14 protein-coding genes are annotated in these 17,429 nt (G+C 64.0%); 11 read left to right on the top strand and 3 right to left on the bottom strand.

Going from position 1 to position 17,429, the window contains the following annotated elements; translation table 11 throughout:
- Positions 1–161: 161 nt before the first annotated feature.
- Positions 162–1,472 (top strand): isocitrate lyase, encoded by a 1,311-nt coding sequence (gene aceA / locus HK108_RS09115; protein WP_181271262.1) that lies wholly within the window; start codon positions 162–164, stop codon positions 1,470–1,472.
- A 243-nt stretch (positions 1,473–1,715) separates the two neighbouring features.
- Entirely contained in the window at positions 1,716–3,323 is a 1,608-nt protein-coding gene (gene aceB, locus HK108_RS09110) for a malate synthase A (RefSeq protein WP_181271261.1), read from the top strand.
- 86 nt (positions 3,324–3,409) lie between these two features.
- Here aceB and HK108_RS09105 read toward each other — a convergent pair whose 3' ends face one another.
- Positions 3,410–4,012 carry a mycothiol transferase gene (locus HK108_RS09105; RefSeq protein WP_181271260.1) on the bottom strand — a complete coding sequence of 201 codons (603 nt, stop codon included), beginning with the start codon at positions 4,010–4,012 and terminating at the stop codon, positions 3,410–3,412.
- A gap of 146 nt (positions 4,013–4,158) precedes the next feature.
- Between HK108_RS09105 and HK108_RS09100 the strand changes: the two genes are divergently transcribed.
- A complete protein-coding gene (locus HK108_RS09100; protein WP_258233299.1) occupies positions 4,159–5,193 on the top strand; it encodes a helix-turn-helix transcriptional regulator in 1,035 nt (344 codons plus the stop codon).
- A 135-nt stretch (positions 5,194–5,328) separates the two neighbouring features.
- Positions 5,329–5,718, top strand: a complete 390-nt coding sequence (locus HK108_RS09095) for a universal stress protein (protein ID WP_181271258.1) — start codon at positions 5,329–5,331, stop codon at positions 5,716–5,718.
- Between the two features lie 30 nt (positions 5,719–5,748).
- On the opposite strand, the gene HK108_RS09090 is transcribed toward HK108_RS09095, so the two are convergent.
- Positions 5,749–8,832 carry an FAD-binding and (Fe-S)-binding domain-containing protein gene (locus HK108_RS09090; protein WP_229664041.1) on the bottom strand — a complete coding sequence of 1,028 codons (3,084 nt, stop codon included), beginning with the start codon at positions 8,830–8,832 and terminating at the stop codon, positions 5,749–5,751.
- Positions 8,833–9,158: 326 nt separating this feature from the next.
- Here HK108_RS09090 and HK108_RS09085 point away from each other — a divergent pair, with 326 nt between their 5' ends.
- The 7 genes from HK108_RS09085 to HK108_RS09055 all read left to right on the top strand — a co-directional run bounded on the left by HK108_RS09085 (position 9,159) and on the right by HK108_RS09055 (position 16,584).
- Positions 9,159–9,335 carry a hypothetical protein gene (locus tag HK108_RS09085; RefSeq protein ID WP_172172182.1) on the top strand — a complete coding sequence of 59 codons (177 nt, stop codon included), beginning with the start codon at positions 9,159–9,161 and terminating at the stop codon, positions 9,333–9,335.
- A gap of 502 nt (positions 9,336–9,837) precedes the next feature.
- Positions 9,838–10,803, top strand: coding sequence for an inositol monophosphatase family protein (locus HK108_RS09080; protein WP_181271257.1), 966 nt, complete (start codon positions 9,838–9,840; stop codon positions 10,801–10,803).
- A 169-nt stretch (positions 10,804–10,972) separates the two neighbouring features.
- Positions 10,973–11,962, top strand: coding sequence for a siderophore ABC transporter substrate-binding protein (locus HK108_RS09075; protein ID WP_181271256.1), 990 nt, complete (start codon positions 10,973–10,975; stop codon positions 11,960–11,962).
- A complete protein-coding gene (locus HK108_RS09070; protein ID WP_181271255.1) occupies positions 11,962–13,044 on the top strand; it encodes an ABC transporter permease in 1,083 nt (360 codons plus the stop codon). The genes HK108_RS09075 and HK108_RS09070 overlap by 1 nt, the downstream gene beginning before the upstream one ends.
- Positions 13,045–14,226, top strand: a complete 1,182-nt coding sequence (locus tag HK108_RS09065; protein ID WP_229664040.1) for an iron chelate uptake ABC transporter family permease subunit — start codon at positions 13,045–13,047, stop codon at positions 14,224–14,226.
- Complete coding sequence (locus HK108_RS09060) at positions 14,223–14,978, top strand: iron ABC transporter ATP-binding protein (RefSeq protein ID WP_181271254.1); 756 nt, start codon at positions 14,223–14,225, stop codon at positions 14,976–14,978. Before HK108_RS09065 ends, HK108_RS09060 begins: the two co-directional genes overlap by 4 nt.
- Before the next feature lie 547 nt (positions 14,979–15,525).
- A complete protein-coding gene (locus HK108_RS09055; RefSeq protein WP_181271253.1) occupies positions 15,526–16,584 on the top strand; it encodes an RAP domain-containing protein in 1,059 nt (352 codons plus the stop codon).
- Positions 16,585–16,935: 351 nt separating this feature from the next.
- Here HK108_RS09055 and HK108_RS09050 read toward each other — a convergent pair whose 3' ends face one another.
- A complete protein-coding gene (locus HK108_RS09050; RefSeq protein ID WP_039206203.1) occupies positions 16,936–17,427 on the bottom strand; it encodes a hypothetical protein in 492 nt (163 codons plus the stop codon).
- Between the last annotated feature and the right edge of the window lie 2 nt (positions 17,428–17,429).

Genomic DNA, 17,429 nt, shown 5'->3' with positions numbered 1-17,429 from the left:
TGTGCTGGTTCACATGGTTGAGAAACAGTATGACAGAACCGTGAAATTTCTGAAACCGGAAATATCGAGATTATTCATCCAGAAATTCAGTGCGAGAGCCCTTGCGGCCCCCGCAGACTGGATACATCAACAACCCCGAGAGATCGAGAAAGAGAAGGACAATGACTGAGAACACCACGCAGAACAGCTTGCACGATGCTGAAGCCATCCGCCGCGACTGGGCGACCAACGCCCGCTGGTCGGGAATCGCTCGCGACTACGAGCCCGAGGATGTCGTCAAACTGCGCGGTTCGCTGATCGAGGAGCACACGCTGGCCCGTCACGGAGCCGAGCGCCTCTGGAACCAGATCACCGCCGGCGACATCCACTCCGGTGATTACGTCAACGCCCTCGGTGCGCTGACCGGCAACCAGGCAGTCGAGCAGGTCAAGGCCGGCCTCAACGCCATCTACCTCTCCGGTTGGCAGGTCGCCGCCGACGCGAACGCCGCCGGCCAGACCTACCCCGACCAGTCGATCTACCCGGCCAACTCGGTACCGCAGGTCGTCCGCCGCATCAACAACGCTCTGATGCGCGCCGACCAGATCGACACCTCGGAAGGCAACAAGCAGGTCGATGACTGGTTCGCTCCTATCGTCGCTGACGCGGAAGCAGGCTTCGGCGGCACGATCAACGTCTACGAGCTCATGCGCTCGATGATCGCCGCCGGCGCTGCCGGTGTGCACTTCGAGGATCAGCTCGGCTCCGAGAAGAAGTGCGGCCACCTCGGCGGCAAGGTCCTCGTTCCGACCTCGCAGCACATCCGCACCCTCAACGCCGCCCGCCTCGCGGCCGACGTCGAGAACGTGCCCAGCCTCGTCATCGCCCGCACCGACGCCGAGGCAGCCACGCTGATGACCTCGGACATCGACGAGCGCGACCAGCAGTTCGTCACCGGTGAGCGCACCGCCGAAGGCTTCTACAAGATCACGAACGGACTCGAAGCCGGCATCGCTCGCGGACTGTCCTACGCTCCGTACGCGGATCTGCTGTGGATGGAGACCTCGACGCCCGACCTCGAAGCTGCGAAGAAGTTCGCCGAGGCGATCCACGCCGAGTACCCGGACCAGATGCTGTCCTACAACTGCTCGCCGTCGTTCAACTGGCGCAAGCACCTCGACGATGCGACCATCGCGAAGTTCCAGCGCGAGCTCGGAGCCATGGGCTACAAGTTCCAGTTCATCACGCTGGCCGGCTTCCACGCGCTCAACTACTCGATGTTCGATCTGGCTCACGGCTACGCCCGCGAACAGATGAAGGCATACGTCGAGCTGCAGGAACGCGAGTTCGCAGCCGAAGACCGCGGATACACCGCGACCCGCCACCAGCGCGAGGTCGGCACCGGATACTTCGACCTGGTTTCGACCGCGGTCAACCCGGAGTCGTCGACCACCGCACTGGCCGGCTCCACCGAAACCGCTCAGTTCCACTGAGCCGCACCGGGTTCGCACCCCGCTGACCAGCGGGGATGAACCCACCCAGAACCCGGGGCGGATCGGCAGTGTTTTCACGGGGTTTACATTGTCGATCCGCTCCGTCACACCACAGACGAGTCGAAACCCCGCCACGATCCCAACGCACGGCTCACGACTTACGGCAGAGCCGCCTCGGCGAGGATCACCCACAGAACCAGCCACACATTCCAGGCACACACTACGACGGGTGAGGAGAAGCCCATGTCTTACATCAAGATCAACGCGCCGCTCGAAACCGGCTTCGGCACCGTCCTTTCGGAGCCTGCTCTGACGTTCATCGCCAAGCTCCACGACGAGTTCGCCGGCGCCATCTGCGACGTGCTGCGCACGCGCCGGGCCCGCGCGGCCGAGATGAACGGCGGAACCCTCCCCCGTTTCAAGCCCGAGACCGCACGCATCCGCGCCGACCGCTCCTGGTCGGTCGCCGGATCCGCCGGCGCCCCCGGCCTCGAAGACCGCCGCGTGGAGCTCACCGGCCCGGTCACCGAGGATGAGGTCGTGGCGGCACTGAACTCGCAGGCGAAGGTGTGGCTGGCCGACCTCGAAGACGCCACGAGCCCCACCTGGGCCAATGTCATCGGCGGGCAGGTCAACCTCTTCCGCGCCATCCGCGGACAGCTGCCCGGCGTCAACAACGACAACCAGCCGACCATCGGACTGCGCCCCCGCGGTTGGCACCTGCCCGAGAAGCACCTGATCTACGTCGATGACAACGGCCAGGAGTTCTCGACCTCCGGTGCTCTCGTCGACTTCGGTCTGTACTTCTTCCACAACGCCCGCCACCTCATCGACAACGGCTCCGGCCCGTACTTCTACCTGCCGAAGCTCGAGTCCTCGCAGGAAGCACGCCTGTGGAACAAGGTGTTCGTCCTGGCGCAGAACATGCTGGGCATCCCGCACGGCACCATCCGGGCCACCGCTCACATCGAGACGATCACCGCGGTGTTCCAGATGGAAGAGATCCTCTTCGAGCTGCGCGAGCACTGCGCAGGCCTCGAGGCCGCCGGTTGGGACTACCTGTTCTCCGTGGTGAAGAACCTGCGCAACACCACCGACTACGTTCTGCCCGACCGTGAGCGTCTGACGATGGACCTGCCGCTGATGAAGGCGTTCACCGACCGCCTCGTGGCCACCTGCCACCGTCGCGGAGCACACGCGATCGGCACGATGTCCAACCTCATGGCCGATCACCCGGACCAGGAATTCGTGGCCGCCGAGTTCGAGCGCATGCGAGAGGACAAGGCCCGCGAGGCCTGGCAGGGCTTCGACGGCACCTGGGTGGCCGACCCGGCACTGGTTCCGGCGGCTCTGGCCGTGTTCGACGCCGCCCTGGGTTCGCAGCCGCACCAGCTGGAGAACAAGCGCCCCGATGTGCAGGTGACCAGCGAGAACATCCTCGACATCACCGGCCTCGAACCGGTCGTGACCGAAGAGGGTGTGCGGGTGAACATCCGCGTGGCCATCGGGTACATGAACGAATGGCTCGGCGGCAACGGGCACGTGGCTCTGGAGAACCAGCTCGAAGACGTGTCGACGGCTGAGATCTGTCGCTCGCAGATCTGGCAGTGGATCCGCCACGAGGTGACTCTGGACAACGGGCAGCAGCTGACCTCGCGTCTGGTGGAGCGCTACCTCGGCGAGGAGCTGGCTCTGATGGAGCGCACCGCCGACGATCACTTCGATGAGGCCGTGGAGATCTTCCGCGAGACGGCAATGGGCGAGGAGTTCGCCGAGTTCCTCACCATGCCGGCCTACACCGACCACCTGGTCGACCGGGTGTCCAAGGCCAGCGAAGCCTTCGTCGCCTAACAATTGCTACCTGACGGCGGCCCAGCAACCTCGCGCGAGGTTGCTGGGCCGCCGTCAGGTAGTTTTGGGCGGGATCGTGTGGGGACTCAGCTCCAGTCCATGCCCTCGGGCGGCCACGGTTCGCCGTCCGCCTGAGCGTTGAGCTGGTAGGCGATCGCGCCATCGATCGATTCGCGGATGATGTCCGCGTGGCCGGCATGGCGGGCGATCTCGGTGGCCAGGTGCCACAGGATCCAGCGCACGGTCATGGTGAAATCGTTGGGCATCCACGGGTTATGCGGCATCGGAACTTCGGTGCCGAGGTCGGTCCCTGCCTCGTCGACTGCAGCCCTCGCGTCCTCGATCCCGTCGATGACCTTGTCGAAGATCGCGACCGCCTCGGCGATGTCGAGGTCGGGGAGAGCGGACCCGTCGAACATCGCCGTCAGCCCCAACTTCTCGTTGACCGTCCGGTAGTCATCCTCGCCGACCTCTCGAGTCGGGTCCTTGACTTGAATGAGCCAGTTATTGACCACCTGGGCTCCGTGAACGATGAGGCCCGCGATACTCAATCCACTGGCCGTCGGCGTGCTGCGTGCCTGCTCATCGGTCAGGTCCAGAGCCGTGAGCTTGAGCTGGGTGCACTGCTGAGTGAGGTAGGTGAACGCGGCATCGGCTTCGCTCGTGACGGAAGGGGTGAAGAACGGCATGATCTCTCCTTTGCGATGTCCGCCGCGGCCGGATGGCTGAAGCGGTGATCCTATCGTGAGGTGTGATGCGGACATATACTGTCCGCATCAATCAATCCGGCGAAACTTTCTCATTCGGAGGCGGAATGCGGTCGGAGACGCGACTCTTGAGTCTGCTCGGTCTGTTCGCATCCGGCAGGAGCTTCACTGCCATCGAGCTCGCCGCCCGCTTCGGCGTCACTTCACGAACCATCCGTCGAGATATCGCCGAATTGCGCGATCTCGGCTACATCATCTCCTCGGCACCGGGCCTGACCGGGGGCTATCGCGCCGAATCACGGACGGTGCTGCCGCCTCTGCAGCTCGAGGCTGGGGAGGCGCTGGCCACCGCGGTCGGCCTGGCACTCCTGCGCGGGGCGGGCCTGGACACCGAACACGCAGAATCGGCGACGACGAAGCTGCAGACGATGCTCCCGGCCGCGATGCGCTCGACCGTCGCCGAAATCTCGACGGCTGTGTCTGTGTCCGAAGGCCACGCACCCGGAGTCGACATCAGCGCGGTCATCACGCTCGCCTCGGCTATCAATGCGTCGACGATCGCGACTTTCGACTATCGGAAGATGCAGCGCCATGGCGTCGACGACCCCACCGTCACGGGCCCGGCCGACCCCCTGACTGCCGACGCGACCGGCACCCTGACGGCCGACGCATCCGCCGGCCCGGACGGCGACCACTCCTCGACGGCCCGCCGCGTTGAACCGATCCGTCTCGTCGTCTTCGGCGCGCACTGGTACCTCTTCGCGTTCGACCTCGACCGCGATGACCATCGGGTCTTCCGCCTCGACCGGATGAGCCGGGTTCACGCGACGACATTGAGCATCACCCCACGTGAGCACCCCGACGCCGAGGCGGCTGTGTCCGCAGCCGTGACCACCACCGCGTATCCGCACACCGTCGTTCTGCGCACTGCCGCCTCGGCGCGGGAAGCGAAGGAATGGTTCCCCACCCGGAGCGCCACCATCACCGAGGCGGCCGATGGGGTGCGCATCACCTGCGGATTCTGGGATCTCAGGTGGGTCGCGGCCACCCTTGCGTCCATCCCCGCCGAGATCGAAGTGCTCGACCCACCTGAGCTCATCGACGCCCTACGCGACCACGCAGAGAGGGCGCAAGCGGTCGTCGAAGCGTCCAGGACTACCTGACGGCGGCCCAGCAACCTCGCGCGAGGTTGCTGGGCCGCCGTCAGGTAGTAATTGGGGCAATGGGGGTTGCGGGTTGCTGACCGAAGCGTGATCCCGAAGTGAACGAATCATGGATGAGTCCATATACTGGGGGCCATGACGATTCTCATTGGCTACCTACCCGCTCCCGAGGGTGAGGCTGCTCTGCGCGCGGGATTCGCAGAGGCCAAACTGCGGTCGAGCGCTGCCGTCGTGATCAACTCACAGCGACGAGGTGCCAGTGGAGCTCCGACCGAGATCGGTGAGGACGAGATCAAGCGGATCGTCGACCTCGGCAAGGAATCGGACGTCGACGTCGAGGTGCTCCAGCCCGATCACGAAGACGATCTGCCCGGCACGCTCAACGACCTCGCCGAGGAGTACGAAGTCCAGCTCATCGTCATCGGCCTGCGCAAACGCTCGGCGATCGGGAAGTTCATCCTCGGCTCGCAGGCACAGCGCATCCTCCTCGAAGCCGAGGTCCCGGTGCTGACGGCCAAGGCCTGAAACCTCGCCGAGGCGGCCCTGACCTCGGGATCATCGCCGCGGTTGCAGCCCCCATCCCCAGGCGAGGAGCTCGGCCAACGACACGCCCTCGGCGTCACTGAGATCCGTGATCTGAGTGCGGCACGAATACCCGTCGGCAAGAACGACCTGCAGCCGGGCGCCTGCACCTGAACGCGTCGCACGCTCCGGCGACACATCTGTACCGGACCCTGTCGCACCGGTCGGCGAAGCATCGACTCCTGAACCAGTTCCAGACCCCACACCGGCGGCCCGTCCCCGCTTGCGCAGCGCCGGCAGCAGGGCCACCTCGGCGACGGCGACCGAGGTTTCGAAATGGCCGTCTTCGACGCCGAAGTTCCCGGCCAGACCGCAGCACCCGCCGAGGAACTCGGTATTCGCTCCAGCCCTGGCCAACAGCTCCTTATCTGCCGCGTTGCCGAAGATCGCCGACTGGTGACAATGCGGCTGCACGAGCGCTTCGATCCCGGACAGGTCCGGCAGTTCGGCACCGATGCTCAGCAGATACTGGGCGAGAGTCTGCACCCGGTCGGCCACTCGGTGCGCGGCCTCATCGGCGACGAGTTTGAGCGAATCATCCTTGAGCGTCGCCAGGCACGAAGGCTCGACGCCGATGATCGGCACATCCCCGGTGGCATCGAGAGCCGTGATCGTCTCCGAGAGATTCGCCTTCGCGCCATCGAGCTGACCGGTGGAGATGAGCGGCAGCCCGCAGCACACGGTCTGATCGATCACCCGCACACGCACACCGGCCTGCTCGAGCACAGCGACGGCCGCGGCGAGGATGCGCGGAGCGAAATGGTTCGACCAGGAATCGGCGAACAGGATCACCCCAGCGTTCGGCCGCAACGAATCCGAGGCCGGCGACGACGCCTTGGCCGGGGACTCAGCCTTCGAGCGAGACTCGGCGTTCGTACGCGACCCCGGTGCCGCCTCGGCGGCGGTGGTGGTCCACCATTTCCTGAACGTCGTGGACGCGAACTGCGGGATCGAGCGACGAACGTCGATGCCGGCCATCTTCTTCGCCAGCGTCGTCAGCCCTGGCAGCCCCGATACCCGGTTGACGACCGGCGCGAGCGGGGTGATCAGGCGGGCGAGCTGCGGAAGGAACCCGAGCGAATAGTGCTTCATCGGCCGCAGCCGTCCCTGATAGGTCTGGTGCAGGACCTCGGCCTTGTACGTGGACATGTCCGTGCCGGTCGGGCACTCGGTCCCGCAGGCCTTGCACGACAGGCACAGGTCGAGAGCTTCGTGCACCTCGGGGGAGTCCCAGCGAGGCTCGAGCAGATCCCCGGACACCATCTCCTGCAGCACGCGTGCCCGCCCCCGCGTCGAATGCCGCTCGTCCCGGGTGGCCTGATACGACGGGCACATGATGCCGCCGCCGGCCGCCGAATCCGCGCGGCACTTGCCGACTCCGGTGCACCGGTGGACCGCCGAGGCGAAACCGGCAGACTCGCCTTCATAGGCCATCGCCAGAGTGCCGGGCAGCTCCTGGCGCAGCGGCAACTGAGACAGACGGATCGATTCGTCGAGAGCGTCGGGGTCGACGATGACACCCGGATTGAGCAGATGCTGAGGATCGAAGAGGCGTTTGACCTGGGCGAACAGATCGAGCGCTGCCGGGGCGTACATGAGCCGCAGCAGTTCGGAGCGCGCCCGACCGTCCCCATGCTCCCCGGAGACCGACCCGCCATAGCGGGCGACGAGCTTCGTGGCCGCGACCATGAAATCGCGCATCACCTGCCCGCCGTTCGGATCCTCGAGCGGGAAGTCCACGCGCATGTGCAGGCAGCCGTCACCGAAGTGCCCATAGGGAATGGCCCACAGTCCGTGCTCCTCGAGCAGCTCCATGAGATCGTGCAGATAGTCGCCGAGGTGGTCCACCGGAACCGCCGAATCCTCCCATCCCGCGTGGGCGTCGCGACCATCGGGTGTGCGTGAGACCAGGCCGGCGCCATCGGCGCGGATCGCCCACACCTCGGCGGCCGCCCGGGCGTCCAGGACCGCGGAGTCGAGTGACTTCGACTCGGAGATGAGGCGCTGAGTCTCGGCCTCGAGCTCGGACTCGTCCTCACCGGTGAGTTCGACGACGAGCCAGCCCCCACCTTCCGGCAGCGGAGGGACCGCCTCGGCGCCCTTGGTGTCGATGACCCGGTCGAGCATGCGCGAGTCGAGACCCTCGCAGGCGGCGACGGGGAAATCCTTCAGCAGCGGCGCATCGTGGGCGGCGGCGACCATGTCCGCGTAGCCGAGGACTACCGCCGAGGTGAAGCTCGGATCCTTGACCAGGCGCATCTTCGCCGCCAGGATGACACCCCAGGTGCCCTCGGTGCCGGCGAAGGCGCGGCGGACGTCGAAGCCGTTCTCCGGAAGGAGGGATTCGAGCCCATACCCGGAGACCTGGCGGGAGAACGTGCCGAAGTTCGTGCGGATGGTGCCGAGGTTCTGTGCCACGAGTTCATGCAGCCGTGGGAACGTCGTCGAGGCGTCCGAGTCATCGAGGGTGACGACGGTGCCGTCGATGAGCATGATCTTCAGTGCCAGGATGTTGTCGCCCGTGCGGCCGTAGCCCAAAGCTCGCGGTCCGCAGGCATTGTTGCCGATCATCCCGCCGATCGTGCAGCGGGTGTGCGTGGATGGGTCCGGGCCGAACCGCAGACCGTGCGGTTTGGCCTGTCTCTGCAGATGGGCATGGACGCAGCCGGACTGCACCCAAGCCGACTGCTCGTCCGGGTCGAGGTCGAGGACCGCATTCATATGGAGAGTGAAGTCGAGGACGATGCCGCGGCCGATGGCATTGCCGGCGATGGATGTACCGGCACCACGACTGGTGATCGGCACGCCGAGGCGGCGGGCAACGGAGAGGACCCGCGCCACTTCGTCTTCGTCGTAAGGGAAGACGATGGCGGCGGGGACGAGCCGGAAGAGCGAAGCGTCTGAGGAGTACGCGGCGCGGTCGGTGTCGTCGATGCTGAAATCACGGATGCCCGCGGCGCGGAACTGCTCGGCGAGTGCGGTGGGAAGCGCTGTCTGGGACTCGTCTTCGTCGACGGTCGCCCGGTTCGCTTCGCTGGGATGGGCCATAGTCGTCATGTCCGCATTGTGCCACTTGGGTTGCTGGAACATCGATACCTTCCACGGCGGGGAGTGGCGAGCGAGAGTCATCGTCGCGAACCAGCGAAAGTTATACATTCGTTATGACACATGCTCAGAACGGTGCTAGTCAGTAGCCTGAGTTCCTATATCCGGGAATTCTTGGCGTCTTGACATATTCATGGTATCTAATGGGACTACACCAATTCGTGGCAACGGGCCACTACATGAATGCAAGGGAAGAAACCATGTCTCGTCGAGCTCGTGAATTGACAGTCGACCAAGCCGCATTAGTCGGGGCGGTCCGAAAGGTCGCGCGGCAGCGATTGAAAATCAACACCGACTATGTGATGGCGATTCTGCGCGCCCGCGAAGAAGGCGCGACCTTCGGTGCGATCGCCGAGGCAGCCGGCACCTCCTCGCAAGCCGTTCAGGAGATCGTGCGCAGGCACGGACCGGTCAAGCGCAGTGAGCCGAAGGCCGGAGTCGCCGACCCCGCCTGATCCCAGAGAACACAGGGGCAGAACGGCGTTCGCCGGTCCCCTCTGTGTTCGTACTTCCCGCGCAAAGACCAGGGCGGTGATCCATACTCGATATGGATCACCGCCCTTGTGCGATTCATGGACGTTTTCTGACGATTCCGTGACCGAATCTTCGCGGAGCCGGAGGCGGGAATTTCCCGAACGAAGACAACGGGGCTGATGGGCTGAGAAAGCCTTCAGGAGAATCCTGCCCTGCGTGCGGAAATCGCTTCACGATTCGACTCTTCGACTGTTTGTGAAATATCAGATGCTGAAGTGCCCTGCCGACAACCTCAGGTGCGTTTCCAGCTCGGTGGAAAAGCCGTGCAATCGGAGTTCCCGACCTCCTTGGACGGCTTAGATACAAGAAGTACATATTCGCCGGTGTATTGCAGTCTTGTTACACATGCCGCAGATCTGGGCGGTCTCCGGTCGGCGGCGGACACCCGGGCGAGATGCTGAGAGGGTTGTCTAGAGTGGCCGTATGAACTCCGAGCTCGAATCGCTGCCCGCTGAGATCGTCGACCACCCTCTGATCCGCATCGCCTCCGACCTCTCACTCATGGCGTGGGAGCAGATGCTCGCCTGGAGGCCGCTGCTCGGCGCGAGCCTCGACGCCAGTGTCGTCGACACGAAGACCTCGCCGAATGACCTCGTCACTCGCGCCGATGCGCAGATCGAGGCGCTTGTGCGCGGCTATCTCAACCGAGCCAGGCCCCACGACCTCATGGTCGGCGAAGAGGGTTCGGAGGCACTCGACCCGGTCGAATTCTTCCCGGCGGACTTCCTGCTCAAACTCAACGCTTTCGATCCGGAGACCGGTGCACTCAACGAGGCTGCTGACGAGGGTCCGCGTCTGGAATGGCATGTCGACCCGATCGACGGCACCGTCAACTATGTCCGCAACATCGAACACCACGCGTTCTCCGTCGGGGTCTGCGCGGCCGCAGGTGAGGCAGATGCCGGCCTAGGACTCGGCGACTGGCAGATCGGACTCGTCGCCTCGCCGGGGTTGGATGCCACATGGCTGGCGGCTGCCGGTCGCGGTGCCTTTCGGGTCGACGGGCGCTTGGCCGACCACCGCGAGGCCGGCTCCGCCATTCCGGCGCGACGACTGCACGGGACTCCGCCCGGGCTGTCCGGCAAGCTCCTGGCCACCGGATTCGCCTATGCTCTGAGGAACCGCGGGGCCCAACTGGCCAAGCTCGACGACCTCATGACCGGCTACGACGATATCCGCCGCTGCGGATCGGCGGCACTCGACCTGTGCATGGTCGCCGAAGGTCGGGTCAACGGCTACGCCGAACGCGGACTGGGCATCTACGACTACGCCGGTGGGGCTGTCATCGTCGAAGAGGCCGGACTCAAGGTCAGTCGCGGAGGATCCGGCGGGCCGACCGCCGCGGCAGATACTGAAGAAGAGGTCGACCGCCTCATCGCCGCTATCTGATCTGAGGCCCACCGCGCACCCACCCCGCCGCGCGCCCATCCGATCTCACTTCAGATGTGATACAGATAACGTCATACTTTTTTGACTTTATTTTCAAAGCATAGGCTAAGCTTACTTTCAGTGTGCGCACACGTTTTTCTCATACGTACATTCCTGAAAGTGGGACCCCATGGTTTCGACTCGCCTTCAATTGAGCGCCCTGGCAGGCGTTGTCGCTCTGACTCTGGCCGGCTGCGGCTCGGCAGACTCCGATTCGGCTCAGGCCGAAGACTCCGGATCCACGATCGAGGTCGAGGACAACAACGGCAAGCAGACCGTCGCCTCCCCGCCGAAGTCCGTTGTCGCCACCGACAACCGCACGTTCCAGACGCTCAGCGACTGGGGCATCGAACTCAGCGGCGGCGCCGTCTCCCTGATGAGCGACGACCTCGACTACACGCAGGATGATTCCATCCTCGACCTCGGCAGCCACCGCGAACCCGACCTCGAGAAGGTCGTCGAGGCCAAGCCCGATCTCATCGTCAACGGCCAGCGCTTCGCACAGTTCCATGACGACCTGGCCAAGCTGGCCCCCGAAGCAACCGTGCTCGAACTCGATCCCCGCGACGACGAGGACTTCGACGCCGAGCTGCGCCGCCAGGCCGAGGTCCTCGGCGAGGTCTTCGGCAAACAGGACGAAGCGAAGAAGCTCGTCGACGACTTCGACGCCTCGATCGAACGCGCCCAGAAGGCCTACGACGACAACGACAAGGCCATGGGCCTGATCACCTCGGCCGGCGACATCGGCTATGCCGCACCGTCGGTCGGCCGCACCGTCGGACCGGTCTTCGACATCCTCGACCTCGACCCGGCCCTCGAGGTCGAAGAGGGCAGCGAGGACCACCAGGGCGACGACGTCTCCGTCGAAGCCATCGCGAAGTCGAACCCCGACCTCATGATCGTCCTCGACCGCGACGCCTCCTTCGCCCCTGAAGAACGCGACGAAGGTTCGGCCCCGGCTGCCGAAGTCCTCGAAGACTCCGAAGCGCTCAAGGATGTTCCTGCGATCAAGGACGACAAGATCGTCTACTTCCCCGAGGACACCTACCTCAACGAAGGCATCCAGACGTACACCGAGTTCTTCAACGACTTCGCCGACAAGCTCGAAGCTCAGAAGTGATGACCCTCGCCGAGGCGGCCCGACGTCGGAACGAAGCCCGACGCAACCGGACGGCTGAGTCCCCGCAGGGAACGGTCGATCCGTCCCCCAGCGGGTCGGCAGTCTCGTCCGCACGTGGGGCCGCCTCGGCGAAGGCACCACTGTTCGGATGGCCCCTGCTGTTGGGCATCGTCGGGGTCGCCATCCTCCTCGCGCTCTCGCTGCTCACCGGCGTCTACGACATCTTCGGCGGTGACGGCGGGGCCGAGATGTTCCAGATCACGCGGATCCCGCGCACGATCGCCCTCGTCCTGGCCGGCGCCGCAATGGCGATGTGCGGACTGGTCATGCAGCTGCTGACCCAGAACCGCTTCGTCGAGCCGACGACGACCGGCACCACCGAATGGGCCGGGCTCGGCCTCATGCTCACCGTCATCGTCTATCCCGACGCCTCGATCGTCGCGCGAATGGTCGGCGCGATCATCGCCGCGTTCGTCGGCACCCTCGTCTTCTTCGTCTTTCTGCGTCGCGTCTCTCTGAAATCCTCGCTCATCGTGCCCATCGTCGGCATCATGCTCGGCGCCGTCGTCGGCGCCGTTTCGACATTCATCGCGGTGCAGACGGATATGCTGCAGTCGCTGGGCATCTGGTTCGCCGGCAGCTTCACGTCGATCCTGCGCGGCCAGTACGAGACCCTGTGGATCGTCGCGGCCGTCGTCGTCGCCATCTTCATCCTCGCCGACCGCTTCACCGTGGCAGGGCTCGGCAAGGAGATCGCCACCAACGTCGGTCTCAACTACAACCAGATCCTGCTGCTGGGAACCGTGTTCGTGGCGATTGCGACCGGAGTGGTCACCGTCGTCGTCGGCAACCTGCCGTTCCTCGGCCTCATCGTGCCGAACATCGTCTCGCTCATCCGCGGCGATGACCTGCGCTCGAACCTGCCTTGGGTGTGTCTGCTCGGCATCGCAATCGTCACCATCTGCGACCTCATCGGCAGGATCATCGTCATGCCCTTCGAAGTGCCCGTCTCCCTCATCCTCGGCGTCGTCGGGGCGGCCGTGTTCGTCGCCCTGCTGCTGCGTCAGCGAAAGGTCGGGTGAGTGCCGATGCGTGCGAAGGACGAATCCCCGGGTCACACCGGCGCCGAGGCGGCCGACCCGACCGCGGTCACCGACATTCCCGGTGGGGATCGTCGGAGCTCCGCGAACGAAGCCAGCGGGGATCGGTCCGGTGCAGGCGTACGGGACGGTGGGCTGCCTCGGCGCGAGTCTGCCTCTGTCCGCAGGTCGTCGGGTCCGCTTCCGACGGCGAAGTCGGCGCGTCGCTACTGGACGATGATCATCGTTCTCTCGGTCGCCTCGGCGGGGATCGCTCTGGGCATCCTGGCCTGGGACAATCCGATGCCGATCACGGACCCGGGATTCTGGCTGATCGCGGAGCTGCGGCTGACGAACCTCGTCGTCATCGCCATGGTTGCGCTGTGCCAGTCGTTCGGCACGGTCGCCTTCCAGACGGTGACGAACAACCGGATCATTACGCCCTCGATCATGGGATTCGAATCCCTCTACGTGGCGATCCAGACCTCGGCGATGTACTTCTTCGGGGTCACGGCGATCGTCGAACTCAAGGGGCTCGTGCCCTTCGTCGTCCAGCTGGTGCTCATGGTCGGGCTGTCGCTGGCGCTCTACGGATGGCTGCTTTCCGGACGGCATTCCTCAGTGGCGCTCATGCTGCTCATCGGCGTGGTCATCGGCGGCGGACTCGGATCGGTGGCGACATTCATGCAGCGGACGCTGACGCCGAGCGAGTTCGACGTCCTCTCCGCCCGCCTGTTCGGGTCGATCTCGAATTCGGATTCGAGCTACCTGCCGGTATCGATCCCGCTGTGCGTGCTGGCCTGCCTCGGGCTCTACCTCTGTTCCTCACGCTTGAATGTGATGGCGCTGGGACGGGATATGACGAGCAACCTGGGACTCAACTACAAGGGCGAGCTGCTCAAGGTCCTCTTCTTCGTCTCCATCCTCATGGCGGTGTCCGTGTCGATGATCGGACCGATGGTCTTCCTCGGGTTCCTCGTCGCGATGCTCGCCTACCAGTTCGCCGACACCTATGACCACAAACGTCTCTTCCCGATGGCCGCGCTCCTCGGCTTCGTGGTTCTGGGTGGGGCGTACTTCGTCATGAAGAACATCTTCTACGCCGAGGGGTTCGTGTCGATCATCATCGAGATCGGCGGCGGCGGCGCCTTCCTGCTTGTCATCCTGAGAAAGGGGCGCCTGTGATCACGCTCGAATCGGTCCGCAAATCCTACGACGACGAAGTCTCGATCGGGCCCGTCGATCTGCAGATCCCAGCCGGGGGAGTCACCGCCCTGGTCGGGCCGAACGGCGCCGGAAAGTCGACTCTGCTGACGATGATCGGGCGGCTGCTCGGGATGGATTCCGGTGCGATCTCGGTCGCCGGCTATGACGTCAGTTCGACGAAGTCGAAGGATCTCGCGAAGATCGTGTCCATACTGCGCCAGGAGAATCACTTCATCACCCGGCTGACGATCCGCCAGCTCGTCGGCTTCGGGCGCTTCCCGCATTCGAAGGGGCGACTGACGACCGCCGATGAGGAACTGATCTCGCAGGCGATCGACTTCCTCGAGCTCGGGGAGCTGGAGAACCGGTTCATCGACGAGCTCTCCGGCGGGCAGCGGCAGCGGGCGTATGTGGCGATGGTGTTGGCGCAGGACACCGACTACGTGCTGCTCGATGAGCCGCTCAACAACCTCGACATGAAGCGGTCGGTGCAGATGATGCAGCACCTGCGCCGGGCCGCCGCCGAGATGGGGAGGACCATCGTCATCGTTCTCCACGACATCAACTTCGCCGGTCACTACGCCGACCACATCTGCGCGGTCAAAGACGGCGCCGTCATCGAATTCGGTGCGCCCGAGGAGATCATGACCGGTGAGGTGCTCTCACGTGTCTTCGACACTCCAGTCGACGTCATCGACGGACCCCGCGGCCCCCTTGCGGTGTACTTCTGAGTCCGGTTGCGGCCACCTGGCCTCAGTCTGCGCGTGAGTTTTGCCTTTGCGCTGATTTCATGCCGCCGGCGGGGCCGGCGGAGGGTACGTTCCGGGAAGCATGGGGATGGTGAGGAGCCACTTGAGGCGACTCTCGGGCGCTCATCGCCTTTTGACCGAACCATCGAGTTCGAACCAGATGCATCGATCAGAAGGCGATGACAGATGCCCCGTAAGTCGATGACGGATGGTGCAAAAGCCGATCACCAGACTTGGGCTCCAGTGGACTGAGCGCTCACTTGCGCACCAGACACTGTGGAGTACCTTCTCATTCGGCACCTTTAGAGAATCCAGACAGTCGGCGCGTTCATAGGTTCAAATGGGCTAAACCGTCTCAGCGGTGCCCAGCATCTGCGAGTTCTCAGGGATTCGTGTGCAGAGACGTTCATCAGTGGCCTGTGGAGAATATCTCGACTCGACCGTCGTTGACTTGTGGACGACGAAACGTTGTCCACAACCTCAGCGCAAGGGGTACTAACGGCAGTTCGCTGATGCCGATACTCGCCAGATGAAGAATACGATCTATCGTGAAGAGTTCTCCGCCGCCGGCATCTCTTCCAAAACGATCAAGAGCGCGCTGGATTGTTGTCTGATTCGTCTCTGCCGCGGGGTGTACTCGGTGATCCGTGAGTGCGGAGTGAAAGACCACAGTCGGATTGCGGCATTTATCAGAGACGTCGACTGGATCAGTTTCCACGTCGGCAAAACTCCAGCCGACCTGAAGCGCGATTTCAGGTATCAGACCCAGCTCCGAGCGCTGCGCATTCAGAGTTACCGCTGGTACCGGCCAGAGGACGTGATCGTTGGCAAATCGGCGGCTGTCCTCCACGGAATACCTTTGTACAAGGACGCATCGCAAGCGATCACGGTCAGACACCCAAGGAGCAATTCGCACACTAAGGAGATTATCCGTGTGCGGGATGAGGTACCCGCAGAGGATCAGGTCCGATTCGGTCACCTTGCGGCCACCTCGGCGATCAGGACGGCCTTGGACCTCATTCGGATTTCGGGTCAACACGAAGCTTTTGCAGCACTGGAATGGGTACTGCGTCAGGCGACGGCCGATCATTTCCCTGGCTTCAATCCGAGGTCCGGGTATACAGAAAAGTTTCAGTCCGAGGCACGTCGGATCATCAAGACGGCGTTCTATCCTGCGGTTGCTCGCATGCGATCGGGCCAGGTCACCGCGCAGCGGATGGTTGATGCGATCGGGCCGTTCTCTGAGAGCCCCGCCGAGAGCAAATGCCGACTCAACCTCATCGCTTTGAACCTGACGGGGTTCGAACAGCAGATCGAAGTCCGAGACAGCCGAGGCTTCATTGCTCGAGCCGATTTTCTCAATGAACAGGCACGAACGATCCTCGCGGTCGACGGAAGTGAGAAATACGCTCTGGTGGGTCCCTCGCTGATCCGGAGGGAAGGCGAACAGCACAATCGGCTTCTCAGCTTGGGCTATAAGGTCATCCATCTGAGTTTCGACGACGTGCTCAGACTCAACGACTTTCGGGACAAGATCTTCACACAGGTGCCGGAGCTGAAGCAGATGGTCGGGAGCCCGGACGAATGATGTAAGGTTCGCGCATCGACTTTTGTGCCGGTAACCATCGGGTTTTGTACAGTCGGGTATCGAGTTTTGTGTGGCGCATCGAGTTTTATCCCGATGACCTGATCAGAAGGCGATTGTTCGCCGAAGAGGCCGCTGAGTTGCCATGGCTCGGTGCTCGGTGCTCGGTGCTCGGTGCTCGGTGCTCGGTGAAGGCGCGGCCCAGCACCAATCGCTGCGGCGGCCTCGAGTGGCACCTGGAGGAGAACGGCGCCGATGTCCGTGACTGTCGGATCCTCTTCTCAGCTTTCCTCGATCAGGTGAGGGCGCGGAAGGCGGCTGCGGTTTCGGTCTGAGCCGACCCAGCGGCCTCCTCTATCTGTCGTCTGCCGCGACGGCCGGGCGGATCAATACCCAACGGCGCACTGCCATCACGAGTGCGGCAACCAGCCCCACGATGAGCAGTCCGTCGGCGGCAATATAGAGCAGATGCAGGGACGACCCACCCTCGTCGACACCTGCGAGCACGGCATCCGTGCGCTGATTGAGCAGCGGCCGAATGACGACGACCTTGATGATGAGCACTCCGATGAGCCCGCATGCCACACTGCGGTAGACGCGATCGACACCCGACTTCAGCAGCGCCCACAGCAGGATCACGGCGATGACGAGCTCGACCCAGTTCATCACTCCGAACACCAGCCGACCGATGCCCAGCCCCAGCGGGATCGTGATGCCGGGGGCAGTGAACTTCAGCGGTGCCTCGATGAGCGAGATGCCGATGATGAGCCCGAGCCAGATGGCGGGCAGGATGATCCGAGCGCTCGCCGCCAGCCGCGAATCATCGGTGCTGAAGAAGTGAGTCATGC

Origin of the sequence: Brevibacterium sediminis (assembly GCF_013623905.1) — a bacterium.
GTDB lineage: Bacteria > Actinomycetota > Actinomycetes > Actinomycetales > Brevibacteriaceae > Brevibacterium > Brevibacterium sediminis.
Note: the sequence above shows the minus strand (reverse complement) of the source record. Positions and strands in the feature narration are given on the sequence as shown.

Excerpts from the sequence above, each read along its gene's own strand:
- aceA (WP_181271262.1), top strand. The coding sequence starts at position 162 with ATGACTGAGAACACCACGCAGAACAGCTTGCACGATGCTGAAGCCATC.
- aceB (WP_181271261.1), top strand. The coding sequence starts at position 1,716 with ATGTCTTACATCAAGATCAACGCGCCGCTCGAAACCGGCTTCGGCACC.
- HK108_RS09105 (WP_181271260.1), bottom strand. The coding sequence starts at position 4,012 with ATGCCGTTCTTCACCCCTTCCGTCACGAGCGAAGCCGATGCCGCGTTC.
- HK108_RS09095 (WP_181271258.1), top strand. The coding sequence starts at position 5,329 with ATGACGATTCTCATTGGCTACCTACCCGCTCCCGAGGGTGAGGCTGCT.
- HK108_RS09090 (WP_229664041.1), bottom strand. The coding sequence starts at position 8,832 with ATGACGACTATGGCCCATCCCAGCGAAGCGAACCGGGCGACCGTCGAC.
- HK108_RS09080 (WP_181271257.1), top strand. The coding sequence starts at position 9,838 with ATGAACTCCGAGCTCGAATCGCTGCCCGCTGAGATCGTCGACCACCCT.
- HK108_RS09075 (WP_181271256.1), top strand. The coding sequence starts at position 10,973 with ATGGTTTCGACTCGCCTTCAATTGAGCGCCCTGGCAGGCGTTGTCGCT.
- HK108_RS09070 (WP_181271255.1), top strand. The coding sequence starts at position 11,962 with ATGACCCTCGCCGAGGCGGCCCGACGTCGGAACGAAGCCCGACGCAAC.
- HK108_RS09055 (WP_181271253.1), top strand. The coding sequence starts at position 15,526 with ATGAAGAATACGATCTATCGTGAAGAGTTCTCCGCCGCCGGCATCTCT.
- HK108_RS09050 (WP_039206203.1), bottom strand. The coding sequence starts at position 17,427 with ATGACTCACTTCTTCAGCACCGATGATTCGCGGCTGGCGGCGAGCGCT.